The following is a 23,763-nucleotide window of genomic DNA, read 5'->3' as shown; positions in this document are numbered from 1 at the left end:
AGAGCAGGCGGGCGCCGCGATGCCAAGGGCTACGATGCCACGGGCGGAGCGGGCGCGTTTCGGGAGCAATGAATGGCCACGAAGGCAAAGACGCTGCAGGTGAAGGACAAGGAAAAGGACGACAAGGCCGCGGACGCTCCCGAGAAGGACGCCGCCGATGCGCCGTCGCCGTTGCTCGACCTGTCGGACGCCGCCGTCAAGAAGATGATCAAGCAGGCCAAGAAGCGCGGCTTCGTGACCTTTGATCAGCTCAACGAGGTCCTGCCTTCCGACACCACCTCGCCGGAACAGATCGAAGACATCATGTCGATGCTCTCCGACATGGGCATCAACGTGACCGAGGCCGAGGAGGCCGACGAGTCCGACGAGAAGGACGACGGCGAGGACGAGACCGACAACGAGCTTGTCGAGATCACCCAGAAGGCCGTCACCGAGGTCAAGAAGTCCGAGCCCGGCGAGCGCACCGACGATCCCGTGCGCATGTATCTGCGCGAGATGGGCACCGTCGAGCTGCTGTCGCGCGAGGGTGAAATCGCCATCGCCAAGCGCATCGAGGCCGGCCGCGAGGCGATGATCGCGGGCCTCTGCGAAAGCCCGCTGACGTTCCAGGCCATCATCATCTGGCGCGACGAGCTCAACGAAGGCAAGATCTTCCTTCGCGACATCATCGATCTCGAAGCCACCTATGCCGGCCCTGAGGCCAAGGGCGGCATGAATCCGCAGATCGCCGCGCCGGTGAATGGCGAGGGCGCTGCGGCCGAGGGCGGCGAGGTCCAGGCCGCGGTCGCGCCGCCGGCCGCCCCGCAGCAGCCGACGCCGTTCCGCGCCGCGCCGAACGGCGCGCCCGCCGAGGAGAAGGATCCCGGCGAGGCGGCGGCCGAAGCCGACATGGACGACGACGAGTTCGAGAACCAGATGTCGCTCGCCGCCATCGAGGCCGAGCTGAAGCCGAAGGTGGTCGAGACCTTCGACAAGATCGCGTCCGAGTACAAGAAGCTGCGACGCCTGCAGGAGCAGGACATCGCCAACCAGCTGCAGAGCGAGTCGCTGTCGCCCTCGCAGGAGCGCAAGTACAAGAAGCTCAAGGACGAGATCATCGTCGAGGTGAAGTCGCTGCGCCTCAACCAGGCCCGCATCGACAGCCTCGTCGAGCAGCTCTACGACATCAACAAGAAGCTGGTCTCGTTCGAGAGCCGGCTGATGCGCTTGGCCGACTCCCACGGCGTCGCGCGCGAGGACTTCCTGCGCAACTACCAGGGCTCGGAGCTCGACCCGCGCTGGCTCAACCGCGTCTCCAAGCTCTCCGCGAAGGGCTGGAAGAACTTCGTCCATTACGAGAAGGACCGCATCAAGGACCTGCGCCAGGAGGTGCAGGCCATGGCCGCGCTCACCGGTCTGGAGATCGGCGAGTTCCGCAAGATCGTGCACTCGGTGCAGAAGGGCGAGCGCGAGGCCCGTCAGGCCAAGAAGGAGATGGTGGAAGCCAATCTCCGTCTCGTGATCTCGATCGCCAAGAAGTACACCAACCGCGGCCTGCAGTTCCTCGATCTGATCCAGGAAGGCAACATCGGCCTGATGAAGGCGGTCGACAAGTTCGAGTATCGCCGCGGCTACAAGTTCTCGACCTACGCCACCTGGTGGATCCGGCAGGCGATCACCCGTTCGATCGCCGACCAGGCCCGCACCATCCGCATCCCCGTGCACATGATCGAGACGATCAACAAGATCGTCCGCACCTCACGCCAGATGCTGAACGAGATCGGCCGCGAGCCGACCCCGGAGGAGCTCGCCGAGAAGCTCGGCATGCCGCTGGAGAAGGTGCGCAAGGTCCTCAAGATCGCGAAGGAGCCGCTCTCGCTCGAAACCCCCGTGGGTGACGAGGAGGACTCTCATCTCGGCGATTTCATCGAGGACAAGAACGCGATCCTGCCGATCGACGCCGCCATCCAGTCCAACCTGCGCGAGACGACGACCCGCGTGCTCGCCTCGCTCACCCCGCGCGAAGAGCGTGTGCTGCGCATGCGCTTCGGCATCGGCATGAACACCGACCACACGCTGGAAGAAGTCGGCCAGCAGTTCTCGGTGACCAGAGAGCGCATTCGTCAGATCGAGGCAAAGGCGCTGCGGAAGCTGAAGCATCCGAGCCGGTCGCGGAAGCTGCGGAGCTTCTTGGATAACTAATTCGGCCACCGATTGGTCGTCATTGCCGGGCTTGACCCGGCAATCCATCGAGACATCAACGGCGGGCCGAAAGGCCCGTCTTTTTGTTTGTTCTGCTCATGGTTCCAGCGCACGAAAGAAGAGCTTCCGATGTCCTCGACTCTGTTCGCGAGCATGCGCCTGCTCGACAAACTCGGCCTTCACTTCTTCATTGAACGAACGCGCCCCGATACGATCCGCCTGTCGGTGACGTTGGTAGGCGAGCGGCTCGAGATCGATGTGTTCGAAGATGGCCATCTCGAATTCAGCCGCTTCCGCGGCGACGAGAGTGTAGAGGGCGGCTACGAAGAGCTGATGCTCTTTTTGCAGTCTCAAGGGGAGTGAGCATGCGCATCCAATCATCGCTGGACGCGGTGCCTGCGTAGTTCGTGTTGCATGCTCCGGTTGTCCGTCATTGCGAGCGAAGCGAAGCAATCCAGAGCTGCGCGTACGATTCTGGATTGCTTCGCTCGCAATGACGAGGGGCGGCGCTGAGGTGTCCGGGTTAGCCGACACGACCTCTTGTCCGCAAATGTCCGTGTCCTTGCTGCAAGAGGCCGAACTTTGCGCAGACGGCGTTGGGCGATCGGCTGCTAGGAATTGGCGCCTCACCGGACGCCTATCCCATGCATGACGACGAGTTCTCATCGGCCGCAGCGCACGACAGCGCCGCCGCGATCTGGGCGCCGCAGCGCCCCTTCATTGCCGCCGAAGCTCGGCTCGCAGCCCGCGCGGCGCAGCAGCCCTGGACTGCAGCCCTCTACGAATTCCTCCGCTTCGGCGTGAAGCAGGCTTGGGCCTGCCTGTTCGGCGGCATCGCGGTGGCGCTGATGCTGCTGACGTGGCGGTTCTATCCGGCGAACGCGCCGCTCGCGCGCTACGATTTTCTCTTCCTCTGCATGCTCGGCGTCCAAGCCGCATTGCTCGCTGCGCGTCTGGAGACATTCGAGGAGGCGAAGATCATCCTGATCTATCACCTCGTCGGCACCGCGATGGAGCTGTTCAAGACCGCGACCGGCTCGTGGATCTATCCCGAGCCAAGCCTCATCAAGCTCGGCGGCGTACCGCTGTTCTCCGGCTTCATGTATTCCTGCATCGGCAGCTATCTCTGCCGGGTCTGGCGGCTGTTCGACTTCCGCTTCACCGGCCACCCCTCACGGCGCTGGCTGATCGGCTTGAGCGCGGCCATCTACCTCAACTTCTTCACCGACCATTACGGGATCGATCTGCGGGTCGTGCTGTTCGGCTGGGCGGCGCTGCTGTTCGCACCGGCGACCGTTCACTTCAAGGTCTGGCGCGTGCACCGGTCGATGCCGCTGCTGCTCGGGCTGGTCCTGGTGTCGCTGTTCATCTGGCTGTCGGAGAACATCGGCACCTTCACGCGGGTCTGGCTCTATCCGCAGCAGGCCCATGGCTGGGCCATGGTGTCGCCGGCCAAGCTCGGCTCGTGGTTTCTGCTGCTGATCATCAGCTACACGCTGGTCAGCCTGATCAACCGACCGAGGGCGATGGAGCAGGGCAGGGCGGTGAGGCCGGCCGCCGTCGAGCCGGAGCGAGAGGCGGCGTGACGGTCGGATGTGGGTCGAGATATCTCCGCGTCGTGCGCGGGCTTGTCCCGCCTGCGCGGCCGAAGCCGCTTCGTCGCGGCGAAGGCCCGCCCATCCACGTCATTGCGACGTCAACGACGCGGATGGCCGGGACAAGCCCGGCCATGACGCGTAACCCATGATGAGGTCGTTCGTGGTACGCGGCTGATCGTGGGCACGCGGCCGCCTGGCGGCGGTCGCTTTGCCCACCCTACGGCAGCTCGGCCGGCCTACTTCTTCTTCGCCCCAACGCGCTCGAGCGACTTGATCTGAAGTGGCGGGCGGCCGGATTTTTCGGCGATCTCGCGGTCCTGCTCCATGATGAAGCCGCGCGCGGGCTCGTCGCCGTCGAGGCCGCCGAGCAGCTCGGCCGGGACGCGCCGGTTGGAGCGCTGCGAGCCGTCCTCGTAGGTCACGTTGAAGAAGGCGAATTCGCCTTTGGGATTGGAGCCGGGTTTTTTCGCCATGGATGGCGCTTTACGGCGGCGGGACCGGTCCGGTCAATGCCAGAAAATGCTTATCCGCTGCCCGAATTTGACTTTTTCGTCATATGGTTTTCGCCGAATCGGCAGGGCGGCCGGAGCGATCACGGACCGGCCGGCGGGGTCCCGAAACACCTCGATTTTGCCGGATGAAAGTGCGTTCATCGTGGACGTCTCACCCCGCCGCGAATGCAGCCCATGTCGATGCCCCAACTCACCATCTGGTACAACACGCGCTGCCCGGTCTGTGACGCCGGCATCGACTGGCAGCGCAACAAGCTGCTGGCGCTGGTCAAGTCGGGGCGGGTCGCGTTCAAGGACATCAACGAGCAGCCCGACGCGCTGGCCGCATTCGGCGCCGATGTCGACGCCGTCCGCCGCCGCCTGCACGCGACCGACGAGGACGGCGAGCTGATCACCGGCGCCGACGTGGCGCTGCTGCTGTGGGCGCTGACGCCGGGCGAGGGCTGGCTGGCGACCCTGTTCGGCAACCGCCTGGTGCGGCCGCTGACGCGGTTCGGCTATGACCGGTTTGCCGATGTGCTGTTCGCCTGGAACAAGCGGAGGGGGCATTGGTGAGCGAGAGCTGCCGCTTGAGCCAAGGCTTCGGCCGCTGGCGCGGTCGACTCCCCTCCCCCTTGCGGGGAGGGGAGCGCACCGAGCGCGTGGTAACAGCTCGCCTCTACCGCCTCCGCACCTTCACCCGCGCATGCACCCGCGTGCCGCCGTGCGGGCCGTCGTCATCATCACCGCGGCCGAGCGCCATGATCGCGGTGCCCATCGCGGTCGAGCCGAAGGTGACGAAGAACGAGCCGAGCAAGAGACCGATGGCGACGACGGGCGAGTGGTCGGCGAAGATCAGGTGACGCAGGCCCCAGGGATCGAGCAGCAGCAATCCGCCGACCAGCACCACGGCCATGCCGAGGCCGAGCGCGAGATTGATCGCGAGCAGGCGGAACAGAGGGATCTGGAGCAATCGGCGCTGGCGTTGATTGTGCTGCATCGGCGATCTCCCGAGGGATCGTGAACGACAACGATATCGTAGCACCGTCCGCGACCGGCTCAAGGCCGGAGCCGCTCGGGGCGGGCATGGCTGCGCCGCGTGCGGCGCGCCGATTTGGGACAGGAGGCGGGAGTGTCCCGGCGGCCCTCTCTTGTCCGCGGACCTCGCGCGCACGAGGCGCCCGCGGCACATCTCGCTCCGTCATTCCGGGCCCCCGCGCGCTCCGGATGACGCCTCATTGAAACCGGAGCCGCGGCCTCACGCCGCCTCGCCCTCGGCCACCCCGTGCTGCCTGGCGATCACGCTCTGCCAGACGCTGGCGATCGCGCGTTGCGTCTCCGGCGCGATCAGGCAGTGGCCTTCATTGTCGAAGCCGCAGAAGCGCACCGAAGGATCGTGCCTCACCTCGACCAGCGCCTTGTTGATCATCTCCAGCGAGGCCATCACTTGGCCGATGTTCTGCAGCCGCGTGTGATGCAGGATGTCGATCAGGCGGAACATCATGATCGGCGGCTGGCCCATCGCGATGCCCGGCCGGCCGAACTCGAAGAATACGTTCACCGCGGGCAGCGCGCTCTGGATCTGCGCCAGGACCTTGGCCGCATCCTCGACGCTGCAGGCGACGAGATGCGCGCTCTGGGCGGGGAGGGTAGGCGTCAGCGGCGCCTCCGGGCCGAGCCCGAGACCCGACAGCACCTGATGCTCGATCCAACGCCGCACCTCCGGCGGCGCCGAGCGGATCTGGTCGGTCGACAGCGTAATCCCGATCATGGCGATCTCCATTTCGGCCGCGGAGCTTAGGGCGTCATGATGGCACGGTGTTGACGAGGATCAAGCGGCCGCGCCGGCGCAGCGCCTCAGGGCGCCACCAGTTCGACGCGGCGGTTCAGCGCGCGGCCCGCATCGGTGGCATTGCTGCCGACCGGCGCGAGCAGGCCGACGCCCGCGGTGCGCAGCCGCGCTGGCGCGATGCGATAGCTGCGCGAAAGCTCGGCGGCGACCGCCTCGGCGCGCCGCCGTGACAGATCGAGATTGTAGTCGTAGCTGCCTTGGTTGTCGGTATGGCCGACGATGAAGACGCTGAGCTGCGGCTGGCCGGCGAGCAACTGCGCGATCTGCTCCAGTGTCGGCCGGCTCTCCGGCTTCATCGTCGCCTTGTCGGTGTCGAAATAGATGCCGTAGAGCGCGATGTGGCCCTTGTCGCCGAGGCCCTTCGCCATCTCGGCTGCGCTCACCATCTTGTTCTCCATCGCGCCGAGCTCGGCAACGGTGAGCTGGGCGTAGATCTGCTGGTTGTTCTGGCTGACCAGCACGCTGGCAAAGGTCTCGCGGCCGCCGGCCTCCTTGCGGCCGGCAAAATAGCGGTAGTCGAAGCCATCGGCCCACATCTGCGGAACCGGCAGCAGGTCGATCGCCTCGGTGAAGGGAATGCCGCCGCAGGCGTCGGTGTCGCAGGCGAGGAGCTTCTCGAAGCCGGCCTTGGCGAGCTGATTTTCGAAATTGCGCGACACTTCGAGGATCGAGGGACCCGGCGCGGTGCGATAGGCGATTCTGACGACGCGACCCTCCAGGCGTCGCTCGTCGGTCGCCTTGTCCGCCTTGAACGGCGCCGCCTGCAGCCGCACCGCATCGAAATCCTTGGCGACATAGCCGGTGATCACGCTGCCGGCGAAGCGGCCGATCCCGGGGTAATCCTTTGCGCCCGCCACATCGCCCGGCTGAGCGGCCGCGGGCGCCAGGCCGTGACACATCAGGGCCGCGACCAAGGTGAGCTGTGCCAGTGTGCCGAGCCGGAACATCATCGTCATGGGGACCTCTCCCGAAAAGTGGCGCCAACGCTCGTGGTTTTCAGAACGCGCGCTTGGATCGGCGCGCGAAAACGGCGCGACGTCGGACGAGGCACGCCCTGCATGAGTGGCGACGAGCGCGCCGACCGTTCAAAAAAAGATGACGATGGGGTGCGGTTCGGTGGCTATCGCCCGCCGGCTGGCCTGGTACCGCCAAATCAGGCATTGTGACGGCGTCCGCCGCCGGACTGCCGTCATCATGCTCTCATGCAGGGACCTTTCTCCTCATGTCCGTTGTCCGCTTCCTTGTTGCCGTCGCGATCCTCTCCTTTGCCTCTCCCGCTTTGGCCGCGCGCTGCGGCGGCGACTTCAATACCTTCATCGCGGGCGTCTCGGCGGAGGCGCAGAGCGCCGGCGTCTCGGGCGGCACGATCAGCCAGGCGCTGTCGGGCGTGACGCTCGATCCGGCCGTGCTCGCCTTCGACCGCCGCCAGCGCTACACCTTCAACAAGAGCTTCGAGCAGTACGTCTCGACCCGCGTCGGCGCGGGCCGCATCAATGGCGGCCGCGCCATGCTGCAGCGGCACGCCGCGCTGCTGTCGCGCATCGAGCAACAATATGGCGTGCCGCGCCAGATCCTGGTCGCGATCTGGGGACTCGAGACCGATTTCGGCAAGGGCGACATGGGCAAGCTGCCGGTGATCCGCACGCTTGCGACCTTGGCGCATGACTGCCGCCGCACTGAGCTGTTCCAGGGCGAGCTGCTGGCGGCGCTGAAGATCGTGCAGCGCGGCGATCTCACTCTGCGCGACCTCGTGGGCGCCTTCGCCGGCGAGATCGGCCAGACCCAGTTCCTGCCGTCGTCCTACATCAAATACGGCGTCGATTTCGACGGCGACGGCCGCGTCGACCTGCGCCACTCCACCGCGGACGTGCTGGCCTCGACCGCCAACCTGCTGCACAGCAACGGCTTCAAGATGGGCCAGCCCTACGACGAGGGCTCGGCCAATTTCGACGCGATGCGCGAGTGGAACAGGGCGGTGATCTACCGCAAGACGATCGGCTACTACGCCGATCAGCTGATCGGGCGGTAGCGTTATCCGTCGCTCGCCCCTTGCTCTCAGGTCCCGTGCATGCGCGGCGAGTGACGGGGATCGCTTCAGAGGAGACGGGTCATGTCGCAGTCGCCGCCACGACCGTTCGCCGCGTTCGCGACCCAGGTCCAGCGCCAGAGCGGGCTGCGCGCCGCGATCACCTCGGCCTATCGCCGCGCCGAGCCGGAGTGCATCGCGCCGCTGCTCGATCTCGCCGCGCTCCCGGAGGCATCGTCGGCACGAGCGGCCGGTCTGGCGCGGGATCTGGTCCTGCGTCTGCGCGGCAAGGCGCAATCCGGCGGCGTCGAGGGACTGATCCACGAATATTCGCTGTCGAGCCAGGAGGGCGTGGCCCTGATGTGCCTGGCCGAGGCGCTGCTGCGGATTCCGGACACCGCGACGCGGGATGCGCTGATCCGCGACAAGATCGCAACCGGCGATTGGCGCGCCCATATCGGGCACAGCCCGTCGCTGCTGGTGAACGCCGCGACCTGGGGCCTCATCGTCACCGGCACGCTGACGGCCGCGGCCAGCGAGGACAGCCTGGCGTCGGCGCTGACACGGCTGATCGCCCGCGGCGGCGAGCCGATCATCCGCAAGGGCGTCACGCTCGCCATGCGCCTGATGGGCGAACAGTTCGTGGCCGGTCAGACCATCGACGCGGCGCTGTCGAACGGCCGTCCATGGGAAGCGCAGGGCTTCCGCTACTCCTATGACATGCTCGGGGAGGCCGCGACGACGGCGGAAGACGCCGCGCGCTACTTCGCCGCCTACGAGGCGGCGATCCATGCGATCGGGCGGCATGCGGCCGGTGCCGGCATCTACGACGGGCCGGGCATCTCGATCAAGCTCTCGGCGCTGCATCCGCGTTACGTCAGCATCAAGCGCGACCGCGTCATGGACGAGTTGCTGCCGCGACTGAAGCGGCTGGTGCTGCTCGCGCGGCGATACGACATCGGCCTCAACATCGACGCCGAGGAAGCCGACCGTCTCGACCTGTCCCTCGATCTGCTCGAGGCGCTCTGTATCGATCCGGACCTCGCCGGCTGGAACGGCATCGGCTTTGTCATCCAGGCCTATCAGAGGCGCTGCGCCTTCGTGGTCGATTGGCTCATCGACCTCGCGCGGCGCACGCGGCGGCGGCTGATGGTGCGGCTCGTCAAGGGCGCCTATTGGGACAGCGAGATCAAGCGCGCGCAGGTCGATGGTCTGGAGGACTTTCCGGTCTTCACGCGCAAGCACCATACCGACGTGTCGTACCTCGCCTGCGCCCGCAAACTGCTGGGCGCGCCCGACGCGGTGTTTCCGCAGTTCGCGACGCATAATGCCCGGACGCTGGCATCGATCGTGGAGATGGCGGGCTCCAGCTACGAGCGCGGCCAGTACGAATTCCAATGCCTGCACGGCATGGGCGAGCCGCTCTACGAGGAGGTTGTCGGACCCGCACGGCTCGGCCGCCCGTGCCGCATCTACGCGCCGGTCGGTTCGCACGAGACGCTGCTGGCCTATCTGGTGCGGCGGCTGCTGGAGAACGGCGCCAACACCTCCTTCGTCAATCGCATCGCCGATCCCGCCGTCTCCGTCGACGATCTGATCGCGGACCCCGTCGCCATCGTTCGCGCGTCGGAACGCCCGGGCGCGCCGCATGACAAGATCAGGCGCCCGCCTGAGCTGTTCGGCCTGGGCCGCGTGAACTCGGCCGGATTCGATCTCTCCGATCAGCGCGCGCTGGCGCGTCTCGGCGAAGGCCTGGTCACGAGCGCGAGCCTCGATTGGACGGCTGCGGCGCCCGGAGCGACGACCAGCGAAGGCGCGCGCCGCATTCGCAATCCCGCCGACCGCCGTGACGTCGTCGGCGCGGTCAGGGATGCCGCGCCTGCCGAGATCGAGGCGGCGCTGTCGCGTGCGGCAAACGCCGCGCCGGCCTGGGCCGCGACCAGCCCCCGCGCGCGCGCCGCATGCCTGCGCGCCGCGGCCGAGACGATGGAGGCGCGTCGCCTCGTCCTCATCGGCTTGAGCGTCCGCGAGGCCGGCAAGACCTTTGCGAACGCCGTCGGCGAGGTGCGCGAAGCCGTCGATTTCCTGCGCTATTATGCGGGCGAGATCGAACGTCTCTCCGAGGGCGATAGTCCCGGCTCGCTCGGCCCCGTGGTCTGCATCAGCCCGTGGAATTTTCCGCTCGCGATCTTCACCGGCCAGGTCGCGGCCGCACTCGCGGCCGGCAATCCGGTGCTGGCGAAACCCGCCGAGGAGACGCCGCTGATCGCCGCCGAGGCCGTCCGCATCATCCATGAGGCCGGCGTTCCAGCGGATGTCCTGCAATTGCTGCCGGGCGACGGCCGCGTCGGCGCCGCGCTGGTCGGCGATCACAGCGTGCAGGGCGTGATGTTCACGGGATCGACCGACGTCGCGCGGCTGATCCAGAAACAGCTTGCCGAGCGCCTCACCGTCCATGGACAGCCCGTGCCGCTGATCGCGGAGACCGGCGGCCAGAACGCGCTGGTCGTGGATTCCTCCGCGCTCGCCGAGCAGGTCGTCGCCGATGTCATCACCTCCGCCTTCGACTCCGCCGGCCAGCGCTGCTCGGCGCTGCGCATCCTCTGCCTGCAGGACGATGTCGCCGATCGCATCCTGTCGATGCTGCGCGGCGCGATGGCCGAGCTCGAGCTCGGCGATCCGAGCCTGCTGTCCGTCGACGTCGGGCCGGTGATTTCCGACGAGGCACGCGACACCATCTCCGCTCATGTCGCGTCGATGCGCGCCCGCGGTCATGCGGTGGACGAGCTGCCGCTGCCGCCGCAGGCGGCGCACGGGACTTTCGTTGCGCCGACCATCATCGAGATCGCCAACATCTTCGATGTCGAGCGCGAGGTGTTCGGCCCCGTCCTCCACGTCCTGCGCTACCGTCGCGAGCAGCTCGCTGACCTCATCGACGCGATCAATCTCACCGGCTATGGCCTGACCTTCGGCATCCACTCGCGGATCACGGAGACAATTGCGCGGGCGTCGGGCCGCAGCGCGGCGGGCAACATCTACGTCAACCGCAACGTCATCGGCGCGGTCGTCGGCGTGCAGCCGTTCGGCGGCTCCGGCCTGTCGGGGACCGGGCCGAAGGCCGGCGGTCCGCTGTATCTGCGCCGGCTGTTCGCGATGCCGCCGCGCCAGCGGCTCATGGCGTCGCAGTCTGACGCGGTCTTGCGCTCTTACCTCGACGGGTTGCGCGCAAGCGGACATGCCGAGGCGGCGCTGGCGTGCGAGGCGCATGGGCCCCAGGTGCTGGCCGGGCTTGAGATCGAGTTGCCAGGACCCGTCGGCGAACAGAACATCTATCGCATCACCGCGCGCGGCGTCGTCGCTGCACTGGCGAGAAGCAAGCAGGCGTTGCTGGTCCAGATCGGCGTCATTCTGATGACCGGAAACGACGCGTTCGTCGAACGCGCCAGCCCTGCTTGTGCCGTGTTGGGACCGCTCGCCAGCCGGCTGCGCGGCCGCCTGCGGATCGTCGACAGCTGGCGGGCTCTCGGCGATCTGCAGGCCGTGCTCTCGGACGGCAATGCGGATGAATTGATCGCGCTCGGCCGCGACCTCGCCACGCGCCCCGGACCGATCGTCCCGCTCGTCACGCCGCGCGCCAGCGACGGCTGCTACGATCTCGACCGGCTGGTCACCGAGGTCAGTCTCTCCACCAACACCGCGGCCGCCGGCGGCAATGCCAGCCTGATGTCGATCGGCTGAGAAGACAGGTATTCCGTCCCGGGCTGGCTCGAGGCCCCAGGACAGGATAGGGGAGAACACCGTCATCGTCGGCCCGCTCCGCCCGCTGACGCACGCTTCGCTCCGATCGAGGACACCTTGATGTCGACCATCCTGTTCAAGAATGCCGCTCTGCTCGACCCGCTGCAGCCGGAGCTGCTCGAGGGGCAGCACGTGCTGGTCGAGGACCATCTGATCAAGGAGGTGTCGGATCAGCCGCTGCGGGCGAGCGCCGATCAGACCATCGATCTCAAGGGCAAGACGCTGATGCCCGGCCTGATCGACCTGCACGTGCATGCGATCGCGGTCGAGCTCAATCTTGCGCAACAGGTGCAGATGCCGAACGTGCTGGTGACCCTGCGCTCGGCGCTGCTGCTCAAGGGCATGCTGCGGCGGGGCTTCACGACGGTGCGTGACGCCGGCGGCGCCGGCTATCCGCTGAAGCAGGCCGTCGACACCGGCCTCACCGAGGGCCCGCGGCTGTTCGTGTCCGGCCGGGCGCTCAGCCAGACCGGCGGCCATGGCGACATGCGGGCGCGGACGGATTTCCTTTCCGACAACGCCCCTTGTCCCTGCTGCGTGCGCGTCGGCGCGCTGGCCCGGGTGGCCGATGGCGTCGATGCGGTGCGCAAGGCGGTGCGCGAGGAGCTGCAGATGGGCGCCGACCAGATCAAGATCATGGCGTCCGGCGGCGTGGCCTCGCCGACCGATCCCGTCGGTGCGTTCGGCTACTCGGAGGACGAGATCCGCGCCATCGTCGCCGAGGCCCGCGCGCGGCAGACCTACGTCCTGGCGCATGCCTACACGGCGGAAGCCATCGCCCGCGCCGTCCATTGCGGGGTGCGCACCATCGAGCACGGCAATCTGGTCGACCTTCCGACCGCGCGGCTGATGGCCGAGAAGGGCGTCTATGTCATCCCGACGCTCGTCACCTATGAGGCGCTCGCCAATGAGGGCGCGCAGTATGGCCTGCCGCCGGAGAGCGTCGCCAAGATCGCCGATGTGCGCGATGCCGGCCTGCGCTCGCTCGGCATCTACCGCGACGCCGGCGTCAAGATGGGCTTCGGCAGCGATCTCCTGGGACCGTCCCAGCGCCTGCAGAGCGATGAATTCCGGATCCGCGCCGAGATCCTCGGCGCCCGCGAGGTCATCGCCAGCGCGACCGTGATCGGCGCCGAGGTGCTGGGCATGCAGGGCAGGCTCGGCTGCATCGCGCCCGGCGCCTTCGCCGACCTGCTCGTGGTCAAGGGCAATCCGCTGCGCGACGTCTCGTGCCTGCTCGGCCAGGGCGATCACATTCCGCTGGTGATGAAGGCCGGCAAGGTGCACATCGACCGGCTGAACGGCTGAGGCAACTCGGCGCCGAAATCCACCGGGCCAATGGTCGACAGTCCCAGCGTTTGTGCGCGCTGTCATGCGGGACGTCCATCGTCTCTCCGCCGCCTCGACGCTGCGGGCGCCGACATCTGCGATGAGTGCTTCTTGGAACGCAGTCATTCGGCCTCGCGGCGCTCCGTGCGTCCGAGTTGCGCGGGTCGTTTCGCCCTCATCGACGAAGAGGGCGCAGGGAATGCCGGGAGCTGGCCGCCCCCATGGCCCGCCTGCGAAAAAAATGCAGGCGGCAGGTACCACAGGTTCAGCCGAGACATCCCGGCATTCCCCGCGCGATGGTTGGGCGGCTTATACGTCCTCTCCCCGGGGACCGGCTGTCTTGCCCCCGTCACGAACGGATCATCATCCCCGTCCGCTTGGCCTCAGCACCGGGAGGCCAGGACCCTACGATTTCGCCGGCGCATCGGGCTCGTTCGTCCGCACGATTGCTCGCGCTGCGATCCAATGCACCCACCGCATCCCGCACCCACGTCTCGTGACGATCGCGAAGCGCCCCTCATGGCGGGACGGGATGCGCATAGTCAATCATGCTTTTCTGAAAAACGAAAGTAGAATATTTTCCGTGGGAGGACTGGACAAGGGTGATGTGCTTGAGGCGGTGAGTGAAATCAGATTTTGGGCGCATCGCATCAGAGGTCTACTTGTCGGTCGTGCGCGCCTGGCTCCGGGCCCGCACGAGTCTCGAGAAGCATATCCGCTCAAGCCCAGCAGGCCGACGTCTTTGGCGGCGGCCGGAAGGTCCGAGAAGGGCGGATTCCGTTGAAAAAGTCGGCAGTAGTTTCGTCGTGAACGCCATCTGTTTCGAGGACGAATTGGCGCGGTGTGGTTCACGCGGGCGTCAGCGCGGGCATCGGGATCAGCTTGGCCATCTTACGAAGGTTCTGAGCGGCTGCAGCGAGGGTGAACTCGTCGCGTGCGCCGTTCGGCCCTCTTAGTCGCAGCCGATCTAGCTTGAGGATGCGCTTGAGATGCGCGAACAGCATCTCAATCTTCTTGCGGAGCCGGCGTGAAGTGCGGCCTTCCCATGAGCTTGCGATCTCGCGTGCCATGTCGCGAGCGCCCTCGTAGATCGAGCGCGGCACTTTTCGAGCCGGGGTGTTGGGGCAACACCTGCTTCTTAGAGAGCATGCTTGACAATCGCGCTTGCTCGCACGGTAGAGGACCGTCGTGTCGTTGTTCACCAGCGTCCCTGTAGTGGTGAGGGGTTTGCCAGCGGGGCAGCGATAGACGTCCCTGGTATGGTCGTAGGTGAACGCCTCACGCGAGAAGGTCCCGTCGGTGCGGGCCGACTTGTCGAAGACGGTCACGTGCGGCTCGATCCCGTGCTCGTAGACCAGCCACCCGAGCATCTCAGCGGAGCCATAGGCGCTGTCGCCGAGAAGCCGGCTTGGATAAAGATCGAACCTTTCGATTGAACGCTCAATCATGCGCTTGGCGGCCAATACTTCTGCCTGGCGGATCGCCGTGGTCGCTTCGACATCGACGATGATCGCATTCTCGACGTCGACCAGATAGTTCGTCGAGTAGGCGAAGAAGGCTTGGCCGCCGTGCGCTCCCGTCCAGCGCGCCGCCGGGTCGGAGGGCGATATAAACTTGGGCGTGACCTCCGTCGCGGCACCGAACGCGGCATCATCAAGAACGGCAAGATACTCGTCGATCGCTCGACCCGCAGCCTCCGGCGGAAGCCTCTTATCGCCTTCGATTCCCTTCTGCCGATTGGCATCCGCCTTGATCAGGCTCGCGTCGACTGCGAACCCTTCGCCGCCGATCAGGCGCTCCCGGATGCAGCGGCGCAAGACGGTCTCGAACACGCGACGGAAGAGATCGCTCTCACGGAAGCGGCCGTGCCTGTTCTTCGAGAACGTCGAGTGATCGGGGACGCCTCCATCTAGACCCAGCCGGCAAAACCAGCGGTATGCCAGATTGAGATGGACTTCATCGCAGAGGCGCCGTTCCGATCGGATGCCGAAGCAATAGCCGATCAAGAGCATCCTGATCATCAGCTCCGGATCGATCGAGGGCCGCCCGATGTTGCTGTAGAACGGCGCCAGCTCCCGCCGTAAGTCCTCAAGGTCGACGAACCTATCGATCGACCGCACGAGGTGGTCGGCTGGGATGTGCCTTTCCAGCGAGAACTCATAGAACAACGCAGCCTGTTCGACTTGCCGATGCCCCATCATGACCTTCAGTCCTGCCCACTAGACAGACTGAATCACCGATATCTCTGCGTCGCAACTGCTGACTTTTTCAACGAAATCGGCGAAATGCGGACGTCGACTAGACCCTCGTACCAGGCTCACCTCAGAAGATCATGATTCGATCGCATTCTATGGCGCGCAACTCACCTATGCACACAGCCTACTCATCTTGGAAAGCCGTTGAAACTGTCCGGCCTTGGCTTACCTGACGCCTCGAATATCGCCTCGAACAGTCCCAGCAGATATTCATCGAGTGCAGGTTGATCGACAACATTCAGCGTGCGCTCATGAACAACATCGCCCTTTATCATTCGGGAGTATCCCGACACAGGCACTCCCCCAAACAGGATCGACCAGCCTTTGACCCCCATAACTCCCCCAACCACCGTTATCGGGAGCTTGACCCTGCCGTCATGTGTGATGGCCTCAATGAAGACGGGCAACTTCTTGCGAAACAGCTCCTCGATCTTGGCCATATCCATATAGTTGAACTGGCGACTTTCGCCGTTTCTGAGGATGACGGCGTTGATGCCCCAAACCTCGCCTGTGCAAAAATACTGGGCGATACTTTCAACTTTGATGTCATCACTCAATTCGCACGTTGCCGCGCCGTCTTCATTCCGAAGGATGTACAAGTTGCCAAATTCGTCGAATGAACCGTACTTACTCGCCATATGGCCGGCTTTTTCGTGCGAGATCAACTTCGGCGCAGTTGTTGGGATGACCCTGAGGAACAGCGCTCGTTCATACGGCATCGTGTATGGGGTCGTCCCGCGCACGCCTACCGAGCGTCCCTTGGCGAACCAAAAAGCGGGCGGTCGCGCTGGTTGAACGCGCTCGAATCCTGGCATGGATTGTTCGGTTGCCTTCGACAGGATAGGACGGAGCTTCAGGAAGAACGCCTCCGCCAAACCCTTTTTAGCGGCGTCAATGTTCTCCTTCGTTGCGCCCTCCTTGAGGGAGTATGTCACAGGCCATGACCGCGTCCGATGGATATCAAACGGCAAATCATCAATTTTGCCGTAGGCCAGGTTCATCACACCCAGACAACTCGACCAAGTGAGTGCTTTGATTGCGTAGCCCAATTCGATAGCGACGTTTGGGTTCATTATCGGCTTCCGACGCCCATTGCCAGATCTGCTTCTCCCGACAGGCGTAACATCGGCGACGAATACGGCACTGTTATCGATCTTTTTGAAAATCGAGTCCGCGATATCCGTCCAGCCGGTCTCTCCCTTTGTATCGTGGTCAAGTTCGAGGTTTGCGCGACGCTCGGCCTCCGAAGGCTCCTCGATGTCCTTCGGCAGCTTCAGCTTTTCGATAGCCGCCTCAAGTGCATCCCTGATGAGGTAATGCGAGATCTTGCCGTCATGGTCGGACTGCCATGACCAAAAGACTTTCATCTCGGCCTCCAACACCAACCGCCACTTTCCGATCTATCGTTCACACGGGAAAGGTGATATTGGCAAGCCCTTCAAGTCGCGGTCATACGATGCCAGAAACTACACCCGACGACTGGGTACCTATGTTCACTCTCCCGAACATCTCGATTCAAGAACCAATCGAGGTGGACGGTGTTGCGCTTGTTTCCCTGCATGACGGTAGGCTCCGGTCTTTGGCCACCGACCACGAAAAGTTCGCCATCTACCTGAACCGTTTCACCACCGAGTTTGGCCAACAGATTTCCCCTAGCGTCATTCTGGTGCATAAGGACAGGTTCGACCTTTATAGGTCGGCTGAGGCGCTGGCAGGCTTCAGAGATGCGATTGCCATGTCTGTAATTCCCTACTCGTGGGCCCACGTCCTGCGCTTCGAGAACAACCACAACATCAAATACGCGAACTGGTTTGCGTTCTATCCGTGGCTTGTCGACAACAAGTACGAAGGTCTCGTCATGAGCAGTATGGCTCAGACGGGCTGGCATGAGGTTAAGGCTCTTCAGGCACAGACCTCACCCGGAATTTCGTACATGTACCTCGAACCGAGAATGGTCGACCGGCCCATCTTGGAGGCTCTGCTGGCGCGCTGGATTGAGCGCTTTGGCAGTCAGACGCCATCGAAGGAAAATACGTCCTTATTTCGCTCCCTCAACATGGCGATGTCGGCGGCAGCACTTCCCGGCAATGTCGAGGTGACTATCTACGATCTCGGCCGTTCGATCGCGTTGTGGGCCAGCGCGTTCGAGATCCTAACCGATGATGGACAATCCGATCAGGTCTACAACCTGTTGGAAGGGGCCAAGTGGCATCTGTCGGACAATGCTGATCCGAGTTTTGAGCCACACAAGTACAAGTCTGGCCAGCCCAAGAGAACGCTCCCAGTATGGCTCTACGGCGCCATGTACCATGCTCGGAATGATTTCATGCACGGTAACCCAATTGACCCCATGCGGTTGATTGTGGCGCCAGGCAAACGACCTCTGCACCTCTATACGGCGCCCTTATACCGGATGGCCCTCACCTCATTTCTCGACCTGAAGCCACCTCCAACGGTCAAGCAAGAGGGAGAGACGGATTACGACGCCCATTGGCGCCACATGCACGATTACGGAAAATACCAAAGCGACATCGAAGCCGCTATAGCGACCGTCATGTTCACTCAAGAGGAATACCGGGCGATGAAGCAGGGCAAAATCGATCAGGCCCGCATCAGGAGTCGCCATAAGCCGGTAGAAGCCGATGACTGAGAAATGGCCGTCCTACGAAGTTGCGAACGAGGACGTAGTTCATGCGCTCGGCGTGATGAACATCAATTACGTCAGATTCGAAACGACACACGTCTACATGCTATCGGCCGTCTCGAATATTTCGACAAATCAGGCTGCGGTGTTCTGCGCTCGGATTAACCCTACCGAACGGGCCACCATTCTCGACCGATCGTTTCAGATGCGTGAATGGAAAGATGACGCCAAGCGCGCCATCGAAATGTACATCAAAGGCATGCGGGCGCTGACCGAGAATCGCAACACCCTCATTCACGGCAATGTGGTCGATATGGCGGTTGGTAAAGCGCGAGAACCCGCCATTATCAGCATGGGCCGCGACGGCCGAACGACCGTATTCAAGTCGTCGTTGCCGGCCATTCGGCAGGTCGCCGACGACCTTTATCGCTATTCGCAGTTTGGCAGCTATCTATCATCTTACTTGGCCACGCAGTTCTCGCCGGTCGCGCGCGAAGCCGGGATGATGGCCATAAGCACGTGCCCTACTTCTCCGCCAATACCCAAGCCGATAAGACCGCCTCAGCCTAAAGCCTAGCGGCGTTTCCGGTGATTGTGCTGTGCTGGGCGCACCTCACTGAGGTAAGTACACTGTCAATCCCGAAATTGTGTCTGAGTTTTCGCATGTTAGATTTGCGCGACGTGAGACTTTCGGTTCGTACGAGCAGTCGGCCAACGTCCGTTTCGGGCTGAATGCGGACGCCGCAGACTCGGTCGCGGAGGTCTGCAGTTGACCAGTGGCAAGCTCGTCAACACGGGTCGGAAGTTAATCTCCTTCATCCGGCCCGCACGGTGAAGCGTCGAGCAGCCACGTGCGGCGAACGTCGCGGACGTCTAACGCCCACGATCAGCTCGCCGCGACATCTCGGCGGGCGTGCACGCCGCTCGCGAACCGTCCGAAGCGCAGCGCCAGCGTCGGCAGCACCAGCAGGTTGAGCGCCATCGAGGTCAGGAGTCCGCCGAGGATGACCACCGCCATCGGCCCCTCGATCTCGCGGCCCGGCTCGCCGGCGCCGAGGGCGAGCGGCAGCAGGCCGAGGCCGGTCACCAGCGAGGTCATCAGGATCGGCACCAGGCGGTCGGCGGCGCCGGCGATCGCGGTCTCCAGATTCCAGGCGCGGCCTTCGACGACGACCAGATGCTCGTAGTGCGAGATCATCAGGATCGAGTTGCGCAGCGCAATCCCGAACAGCGTCACGAAGCCGACCATCGAGCCCAGCGACAGCACGCCGCCGGTCAATGCGACGGCGATGACGCCGCCGACGAAGGCGAACGGCAGGTTGATCAGCACCAGCACCAGGTTGCGCCAGTGCCCGGTGACGAAGGACAGCAGCAGCACGATGCCGATCGTTGCCAGCAGCGAATTCACCAGCAGGTCGCGCCGCGACTTGGCCTGCGCCTCGGCCGCGCCGGTGAACTCGACATGCGCGCCCGGCGGCAGCTTGACCTCCTTGGCGATCTTCCGTTTGGCCGCGGCCACGAAGGATTCGAGATCGCGCTCGGCGACATTGGCGGTCACGGTCTGAACGCGCTGCCCATTGCGATGAAGCACGACGTAGCGCCCCGCGGTGCCGTAGATGTCCGCGACCTGCTTCAGGAGAATGTAGGCGCCGCTCGGCGTCCGGATCGGCATGCTGCCGATCTCGGTCGGGCGGGCGCTCGCATCGGGGTCGAGCTTGACGATGACGTTGAAGACCACGTTGCCTTCATAGGCCTGTCCGACGACGTCGCCCTGATAGGCGGTGCGGATCAATTCCAGCACCTCCACCGCATCCAGGCCCCAGGATTGCAAGTCGGTCGGGCGCAAGGTCACGTTGACCTGCGGCATGCCCGGCGGCGACTGCTGCTGAATGTCGATCGCGCCCCAGACCTCGCCGAGCTCGCGCGCGATGTCGCGCGCCGCACGCTCGAGATCGTCGAGATCGGGGCCGAACACGTTGATGACCACGGCGGCGTTGAAGCCGGACAGCGTCTCCTCGATGCGCTCGGTCAGGTAGGTCTTGATCGACAGGTTGATGCCGGCGAAGTTGGCGAGCGCGGCGCGGATGCGCTGTTGCGCCAGCTCCTGCTGTTCGCCGGACAGCCCCGGCTTCAGGTCGACCTCGATCTCGCTCGAATGCGTGCCCGCGGTATCGACGCCGGCTTCGGCGCGGCCGGCATGCTGCGCCACGCTGCGGACCTCCGGCACGCCCTGCAGGGCTCCGGCGATCAGTGTGCCCAGCCGCAGCGATTCGTCGAGCGAGGTGCCCGGCAGCGTCGAGACGTGGAGGATCAGGTGACCTTCCTTCAGGTCGGGCAGGAAGGTGCCGCCGAAGAACGGAACCAGGCTTGCGCCGCCAGCGGTCACCAGCACGGCCGTCAACATGACGGATTTGGGAAAGCGGCCGAACCGCCGCAACAGCGTCTCGTAGGAGCCGCGCGACCAGCGCACCAGTGGCGGCTCGCGTTCCTCGCGCGGCTTCCGGCCGGCCAGCAGCAGCATCGACAGCGCCGGTGTGACCGTCAGCGCGACGACGAGCGAGGCCACCACGGCGAGGATGTAGGCGATGCCGAGCGGACCGAACAGCCGGCCAGCGAGGCCCGGCAGCGCAAGGATCGGCACGAACACCAGGAGCACGGCGAAGGTCGCATAGGCGACCGCGCCGCGCACCTCGAGCATGGCATCGTAGATGACGCGCGCTTCGCTGCGCGGCGACGGCAGGCCTCGGTTCTCACGCAGCCGGCGCACCACGTTCTCGACGCCGATGACGGCATCATCGACGACCTCGCCGATCGCGATGGCGAGGCCGCCAAGGGTCATCGTGTCCAGGCTCTGTCCCATCCATTGCAGCGCCAGCACGGCCGATAACAGCGACAGCGGGATCGCGGTGCAACTGATGACGGAGGTGCGCCAGTCATAGAGGAACAGCAACAGCACGATGATGACCAGGGCGCCGCCGATCAGCAGCGCGTACAGCACGTTCTGCGTCGCCGCGTCGATGAAGGTCGCCGGACGAAACAGATCGGCGTGCAGCCTGACCTTCTCGCTGTCGAGCGCCGGGCGCAGATCCCGCAGCGCGGCCTCGACGCGCGCCGCGACGTTGCGCGTGTTGGCGCCGAACTGCTGGCTGATCATCATCATGATGCCGGGCTGGCCGTTGATCAGCGCGCCCCCGATCGGCGGTTCCGGCGCGTTCACGACCGTCGCGACGTCGCCGAGCACCACGCTGGCGCCGCCTTGGTGCAGCAGGACCGTCCGCGCCAGTTGCTCGGGTGTGAGCGACTGGCCCTGCGTCTGCAGGATGACCCGTTGATTGGCGGTGTCGACGAAGCCGGCACCGCGCACGCCGGTGGCCTTGCGCGCGGCGGCGACGACGTCGTTCATGCCGACGCCGAAGCGGACAAGGTCGTCGGACCGCACCTGCACCTGCAGCGACCGGACGTCCCGGCCATAGGTCGTGACCTGCGCCACGCCCGCGACGGCCAGCAGCCGTCGGCTCACGGTCCAATCGGCAATCGTGCGCAGATCCATCAGCGAGCGCTGCTCGGAGGTCAGCCCGATCGCCAGCACGGTGCCGGCCGCCGGCACCAGCGGCGTCATCGATGGCGCCCGCACGCCCTGTGGCAGGCTACCGGCGACGACCGCGAGCCGCTCGGTCACCAGCTGCCGCGCCCGGAACACCTCGGTGCCGGGCTGGAAAATGACCGAGATGACCGACAGGCCCTGGATCGACGACGACCTCATGCTCTCGACGCCCGCGAGACCGTTGATCGCGGTTTCGATCGGCTGCGTGACCAGCACCTCGACCTGTTCCGGACTGAGCCCGGGAGCCTCGGTCTGGATCGAGACCTGCGGCGGCGCGAATTCGGGAAAGACCGCGTAATTGGCGCTGCCTAGCGAGAAGATGCCGTAGCCGAGAATGGTGCAGGCCACCCCCAGCACGATGCCGCGGAAGCGGATGGCAAACGAGATCAGCGCCGCCTGGGGGCCGGCCGCGGCGCCGCGAACGCCGTCAATCATCGTCGCCGCCGCCGCGCAGCTCGCTCTTGGCCTCCTCCGACAACAGCACCTGCGCGCCGCGCAGGACGATCTCGGAGCCCGACGGAATGTCCTGCACGACATAGTCGTCGTCGGACACTGGCTGGTCGGTGCGGATCGGGTGGCGCTTGAAGATCTCGGGACCGGCGCGCAAATAGACCCACGAGCGGCCCTGCCATTGCACGATCGCGGTGTCCTCGATGAACACGCCGTCGAACGACTTGCCCGAGGGCACATAGGCGGTGGTGTTCATCCCCGGCAGCAGCCCGCTGTCGCCGGCGGCGACGAAGTAATAGCTCACGCCCTGGATGCGCGGATCGGTTCGCGGCGCAGCCGACAGATAGCGCAGATCGATGTTGGCGCTGCGGGTGGGCGCCTGCGCCAGCGCGCCGCGCGGCGGCGCGGCCAGAGTCACGCCGGGCGGCAGCGTGACCTGCACCAGCAGCTGCTCGCGTTCGATCAATTGCACGACCTGCGGCGAACGCTCGATGATGCCCTTTCCGATGACCGCGCCCCATTCCTGCCGCGCCGTCGCCATCAGGGTCTTCACTTGCGATTCGGCGGCAGCCAGGCTGGCTTGATCGGTCCGGAACGTGCCCTCCGCCGCCTCCGCATCCTTCCGCGGCATCGCCGCCGACTGCACGAGGTCGCGGGCGCGCTCGAATGCGAGTCTTGCGACGTCGAGTTTCGCTTGTGCCGTCTGCAGCTGCGCCTGGGCGTTGGCGTAGTTGTTGGTCAGGTCGGTCAGCCTGGCGACGTCCAGCACCGTGCCGTAGGCGCGAAACTGTTCGGGATGGGATTCCGCCGCCAGGACGGCGGTCTGGAGTCCGATCTGCTTCTGTTGCGTTGCGGAAAGCTTGACCGTTGCCGGCTCCCGGCCTGCCGCGCCGTCAGACTGCGCCTGCGCGCGCGACGACAGGGAAACCACCGTGAACAGCACGGCACCGCATGCGGCCGCAGCTCTTGTCCGTTGCCTCACCATGCAGTCCCAGCCCCATCGATCGGGGAAACGTCTGGATGACGTTGATGTCGCTGCAACAACAGCTACTTCAGCTTCGCGGGTGTTTCAAGCAGCGCTCGCTGCAGGACGGTCGCGTCGGATCCGGCAACTCCCCGGGCTCTGTCCGGCTATCGCTTGCCAGCGCCGTTTCCGTCGGATGCGATCCCGGTACTTGCGGAGGGGAGCGCGCAGCGCGATGCACGCAGGCGCCAATGCTTGTGGCGCCTGCCTTGCAAGCGAGCCGCATGCGCGGCGGGTTCGTGGCCGAACATGGACCGCAGCCGCGCTGCGGCGTGGAGATCGGGCGTTCGGCATGCGTCGGGATATTTCTTCTTGAGTGTTAGAAGTATTCTTAGACACATTCCAGCGTATTCGTCCGCAACCCAAGCTTGTTGCCGGCCACGCGCGCCGCGCTACACAAAAAGCCGAGACTAACAAACTTGTTAGGCACGATTTTCCTCATCGAATGACCCGGGATTTTTTCCCGATTCCCCGACAGGGGCGAGAATCGTCACATTCATCTACCTGTCGG

The 23,763-nt window shown here is 65.0% G+C and carries 17 protein-coding genes; 9 read left to right on the top strand and 8 right to left on the bottom strand.

The window, feature by feature from the left end:
- Positions 1-72: 72 nt before the first annotated feature.
- The 3 genes from rpoD (at position 73) to ACQR0U_RS20460 (ending at position 3,767) form a co-directional block, all read left to right on the top strand.
- A complete protein-coding gene (gene rpoD / locus ACQR0U_RS20470; protein ID WP_315717492.1) occupies positions 73-2,181 on the top strand; it encodes an RNA polymerase sigma factor RpoD in 2,109 nt (702 codons plus the stop codon).
- 12 nt (positions 2,182-2,193) lie between these two features.
- Complete coding sequence (locus tag ACQR0U_RS20465; protein WP_315754583.1) at positions 2,194-2,544, top strand: hypothetical protein; 351 nt, start codon at positions 2,194-2,196, stop codon at positions 2,542-2,544.
- Between the two features lie 281 nt (positions 2,545-2,825).
- Positions 2,826-3,767: a DUF817 domain-containing protein gene (locus ACQR0U_RS20460; protein ID WP_434843629.1), complete on the top strand. Its 942-nt coding sequence runs from the start codon at positions 2,826-2,828 to the stop codon at positions 3,765-3,767.
- Positions 3,768-4,015: 248 nt separating this feature from the next.
- Here ACQR0U_RS20460 and ACQR0U_RS20455 read toward each other — a convergent pair whose 3' ends face one another.
- Complete coding sequence (locus ACQR0U_RS20455; protein WP_315716474.1) at positions 4,016-4,252, bottom strand: hypothetical protein; 237 nt, start codon at positions 4,250-4,252, stop codon at positions 4,016-4,018.
- A gap of 219 nt (positions 4,253-4,471) precedes the next feature.
- Here ACQR0U_RS20455 and ACQR0U_RS20450 point away from each other — a divergent pair, with 219 nt between their 5' ends.
- A complete protein-coding gene (locus ACQR0U_RS20450) occupies positions 4,472-4,846 on the top strand; it encodes a thiol-disulfide oxidoreductase DCC family protein (RefSeq protein ID WP_315716704.1) in 375 nt (124 codons plus the stop codon).
- Positions 4,847-4,949: 103 nt separating this feature from the next.
- On the opposite strand, the gene ACQR0U_RS20445 is transcribed toward ACQR0U_RS20450, so the two are convergent.
- The 3 genes from ACQR0U_RS20445 to ACQR0U_RS20435 form a co-directional block, all read right to left on the bottom strand.
- On the bottom strand, positions 4,950-5,270 hold the full coding sequence (locus ACQR0U_RS20445) for a hypothetical protein (protein WP_315716475.1): 321 nt from the start codon (positions 5,268-5,270) through the stop codon (positions 4,950-4,952).
- 258 nt (positions 5,271-5,528) lie between these two features.
- The gene (locus ACQR0U_RS20440) at positions 5,529-6,041 is read right to left on the bottom strand and encodes a hypothetical protein (RefSeq protein WP_315716476.1); all 513 of its coding nucleotides are present in this window, start codon (positions 6,039-6,041) and stop codon (positions 5,529-5,531) included.
- An 86-nt stretch (positions 6,042-6,127) separates the two neighbouring features.
- On the bottom strand, positions 6,128-7,072 hold the full coding sequence (locus ACQR0U_RS20435) for an OmpA family protein (protein WP_434872242.1): 945 nt from the start codon (positions 7,070-7,072) through the stop codon (positions 6,128-6,130).
- Positions 7,073-7,344: 272 nt separating this feature from the next.
- Between ACQR0U_RS20435 and ACQR0U_RS20430 the strand changes: the two genes are divergently transcribed.
- The 3 genes from ACQR0U_RS20430 to ACQR0U_RS20420 all read left to right on the top strand — a co-directional run bounded on the left by ACQR0U_RS20430 (position 7,345) and on the right by ACQR0U_RS20420 (position 13,254).
- The gene (locus ACQR0U_RS20430) at positions 7,345-8,151 is read left to right on the top strand and encodes a lytic murein transglycosylase (RefSeq protein ID WP_315754577.1); all 807 of its coding nucleotides are present in this window, start codon (positions 7,345-7,347) and stop codon (positions 8,149-8,151) included.
- 81 nt (positions 8,152-8,232) lie between these two features.
- Complete coding sequence (putA, locus tag ACQR0U_RS20425; RefSeq protein ID WP_434872236.1) at positions 8,233-11,886, top strand: trifunctional transcriptional regulator/proline dehydrogenase/L-glutamate gamma-semialdehyde dehydrogenase; 3,654 nt, start codon at positions 8,233-8,235, stop codon at positions 11,884-11,886.
- A 120-nt stretch (positions 11,887-12,006) separates the two neighbouring features.
- On the top strand, positions 12,007-13,254 hold the full coding sequence (locus ACQR0U_RS20420) for an amidohydrolase family protein (RefSeq protein WP_434872235.1): 1,248 nt from the start codon (positions 12,007-12,009) through the stop codon (positions 13,252-13,254).
- Between the two features lie 869 nt (positions 13,255-14,123).
- On the opposite strand, the gene ACQR0U_RS20415 is transcribed toward ACQR0U_RS20420, so the two are convergent.
- Together ACQR0U_RS20415 and ACQR0U_RS20410 are read right to left on the bottom strand one after the other, a co-directional pair.
- Complete coding sequence (locus ACQR0U_RS20415; RefSeq protein WP_434872234.1) at positions 14,124-15,476, bottom strand: transposase; 1,353 nt, start codon at positions 15,474-15,476, stop codon at positions 14,124-14,126.
- A 182-nt stretch (positions 15,477-15,658) separates the two neighbouring features.
- Positions 15,659-16,897, bottom strand: coding sequence for a hypothetical protein (locus tag ACQR0U_RS20410; RefSeq protein ID WP_316186061.1), 1,239 nt, complete (start codon positions 16,895-16,897; stop codon positions 15,659-15,661).
- Positions 16,898-17,109: 212 nt separating this feature from the next.
- On the opposite strand from ACQR0U_RS20410, the gene ACQR0U_RS20405 reads away from it, so the two are divergent.
- The gene (locus tag ACQR0U_RS20405) at positions 17,110-18,180 is read left to right on the top strand and encodes a hypothetical protein (RefSeq protein WP_316186062.1); all 1,071 of its coding nucleotides are present in this window, start codon (positions 17,110-17,112) and stop codon (positions 18,178-18,180) included.
- A complete protein-coding gene (locus ACQR0U_RS20400; protein WP_316186063.1) occupies positions 18,173-18,751 on the top strand; it encodes a hypothetical protein in 579 nt (192 codons plus the stop codon). Before ACQR0U_RS20405 ends, ACQR0U_RS20400 begins: the two co-directional genes overlap by 8 nt.
- Before the next feature lie 309 nt (positions 18,752-19,060).
- Here the strand turns inward: ACQR0U_RS20400 and ACQR0U_RS20395 are convergent, their stop codons facing one another.
- Both ACQR0U_RS20395 and ACQR0U_RS20390 read right to left on the bottom strand, forming a co-directional pair.
- A complete protein-coding gene (locus tag ACQR0U_RS20395) occupies positions 19,061-22,213 on the bottom strand; it encodes an efflux RND transporter permease subunit (protein ID WP_434872233.1) in 3,153 nt (1,050 codons plus the stop codon).
- Positions 22,206-23,213 carry an efflux RND transporter periplasmic adaptor subunit gene (locus ACQR0U_RS20390; RefSeq protein ID WP_316171289.1) on the bottom strand — a complete coding sequence of 336 codons (1,008 nt, stop codon included), beginning with the start codon at positions 23,211-23,213 and terminating at the stop codon, positions 22,206-22,208. The genes ACQR0U_RS20395 and ACQR0U_RS20390 overlap by 8 nt, the downstream gene beginning before the upstream one ends.
- Positions 23,214-23,763: the final 550 nt, after the last annotated feature.

It is taken from the genome of Bradyrhizobium sp. HKCCYLRH3097, from assembly GCF_051167875.1.
Classification (GTDB): domain Bacteria; phylum Pseudomonadota; class Alphaproteobacteria; order Rhizobiales; family Xanthobacteraceae; genus Bradyrhizobium.
The sequence above is the reverse complement of the archived record's forward strand: the minus strand, read 5'-3'. Positions and strand labels throughout refer to the sequence as shown.

Bases quoted from the DNA above. Each gene is read 5' to 3' on its own strand.
- ACQR0U_RS20390 (WP_316171289.1), bottom strand. From the start codon at position 23,213: ATGGTGAGGCAACGGACAAGAGCTGCGGCCGCATGCGGTGCCGTGCTG.
- ACQR0U_RS20445 (WP_315716475.1), bottom strand. From the start codon at position 5,270: ATGCAGCACAATCAACGCCAGCGCCGATTGCTCCAGATCCCTCTGTTC.
- ACQR0U_RS20430 (WP_315754577.1), top strand. From the start codon at position 7,345: ATGTCCGTTGTCCGCTTCCTTGTTGCCGTCGCGATCCTCTCCTTTGCC.
- ACQR0U_RS20460 (WP_434843629.1), top strand. From the start codon at position 2,826: ATGCATGACGACGAGTTCTCATCGGCCGCAGCGCACGACAGCGCCGCC.
- ACQR0U_RS20410 (WP_316186061.1), bottom strand. From the start codon at position 16,897: ATGAAAGTCTTTTGGTCATGGCAGTCCGACCATGACGGCAAGATCTCG.
- ACQR0U_RS20435 (WP_434872242.1), bottom strand. From the start codon at position 7,072: ATGATGTTCCGGCTCGGCACACTGGCACAGCTCACCTTGGTCGCGGCC.
- putA (WP_434872236.1), top strand. From the start codon at position 8,233: ATGTCGCAGTCGCCGCCACGACCGTTCGCCGCGTTCGCGACCCAGGTC.
- ACQR0U_RS20400 (WP_316186063.1), top strand. From the start codon at position 18,173: ATGACTGAGAAATGGCCGTCCTACGAAGTTGCGAACGAGGACGTAGTT.
- ACQR0U_RS20440 (WP_315716476.1), bottom strand. From the start codon at position 6,041: ATGATCGGGATTACGCTGTCGACCGACCAGATCCGCTCGGCGCCGCCG.
- rpoD (WP_315717492.1), top strand. From the start codon at position 73: ATGGCCACGAAGGCAAAGACGCTGCAGGTGAAGGACAAGGAAAAGGAC.
- ACQR0U_RS20450 (WP_315716704.1), top strand. From the start codon at position 4,472: ATGCCCCAACTCACCATCTGGTACAACACGCGCTGCCCGGTCTGTGAC.
- ACQR0U_RS20395 (WP_434872233.1), bottom strand. From the start codon at position 22,213: ATGATTGACGGCGTTCGCGGCGCCGCGGCCGGCCCCCAGGCGGCGCTG.
- ACQR0U_RS20455 (WP_315716474.1), bottom strand. From the start codon at position 4,252: ATGGCGAAAAAACCCGGCTCCAATCCCAAAGGCGAATTCGCCTTCTTC.
- ACQR0U_RS20420 (WP_434872235.1), top strand. From the start codon at position 12,007: ATGTCGACCATCCTGTTCAAGAATGCCGCTCTGCTCGACCCGCTGCAG.
- ACQR0U_RS20415 (WP_434872234.1), bottom strand. From the start codon at position 15,476: ATGATGGGGCATCGGCAAGTCGAACAGGCTGCGTTGTTCTATGAGTTC.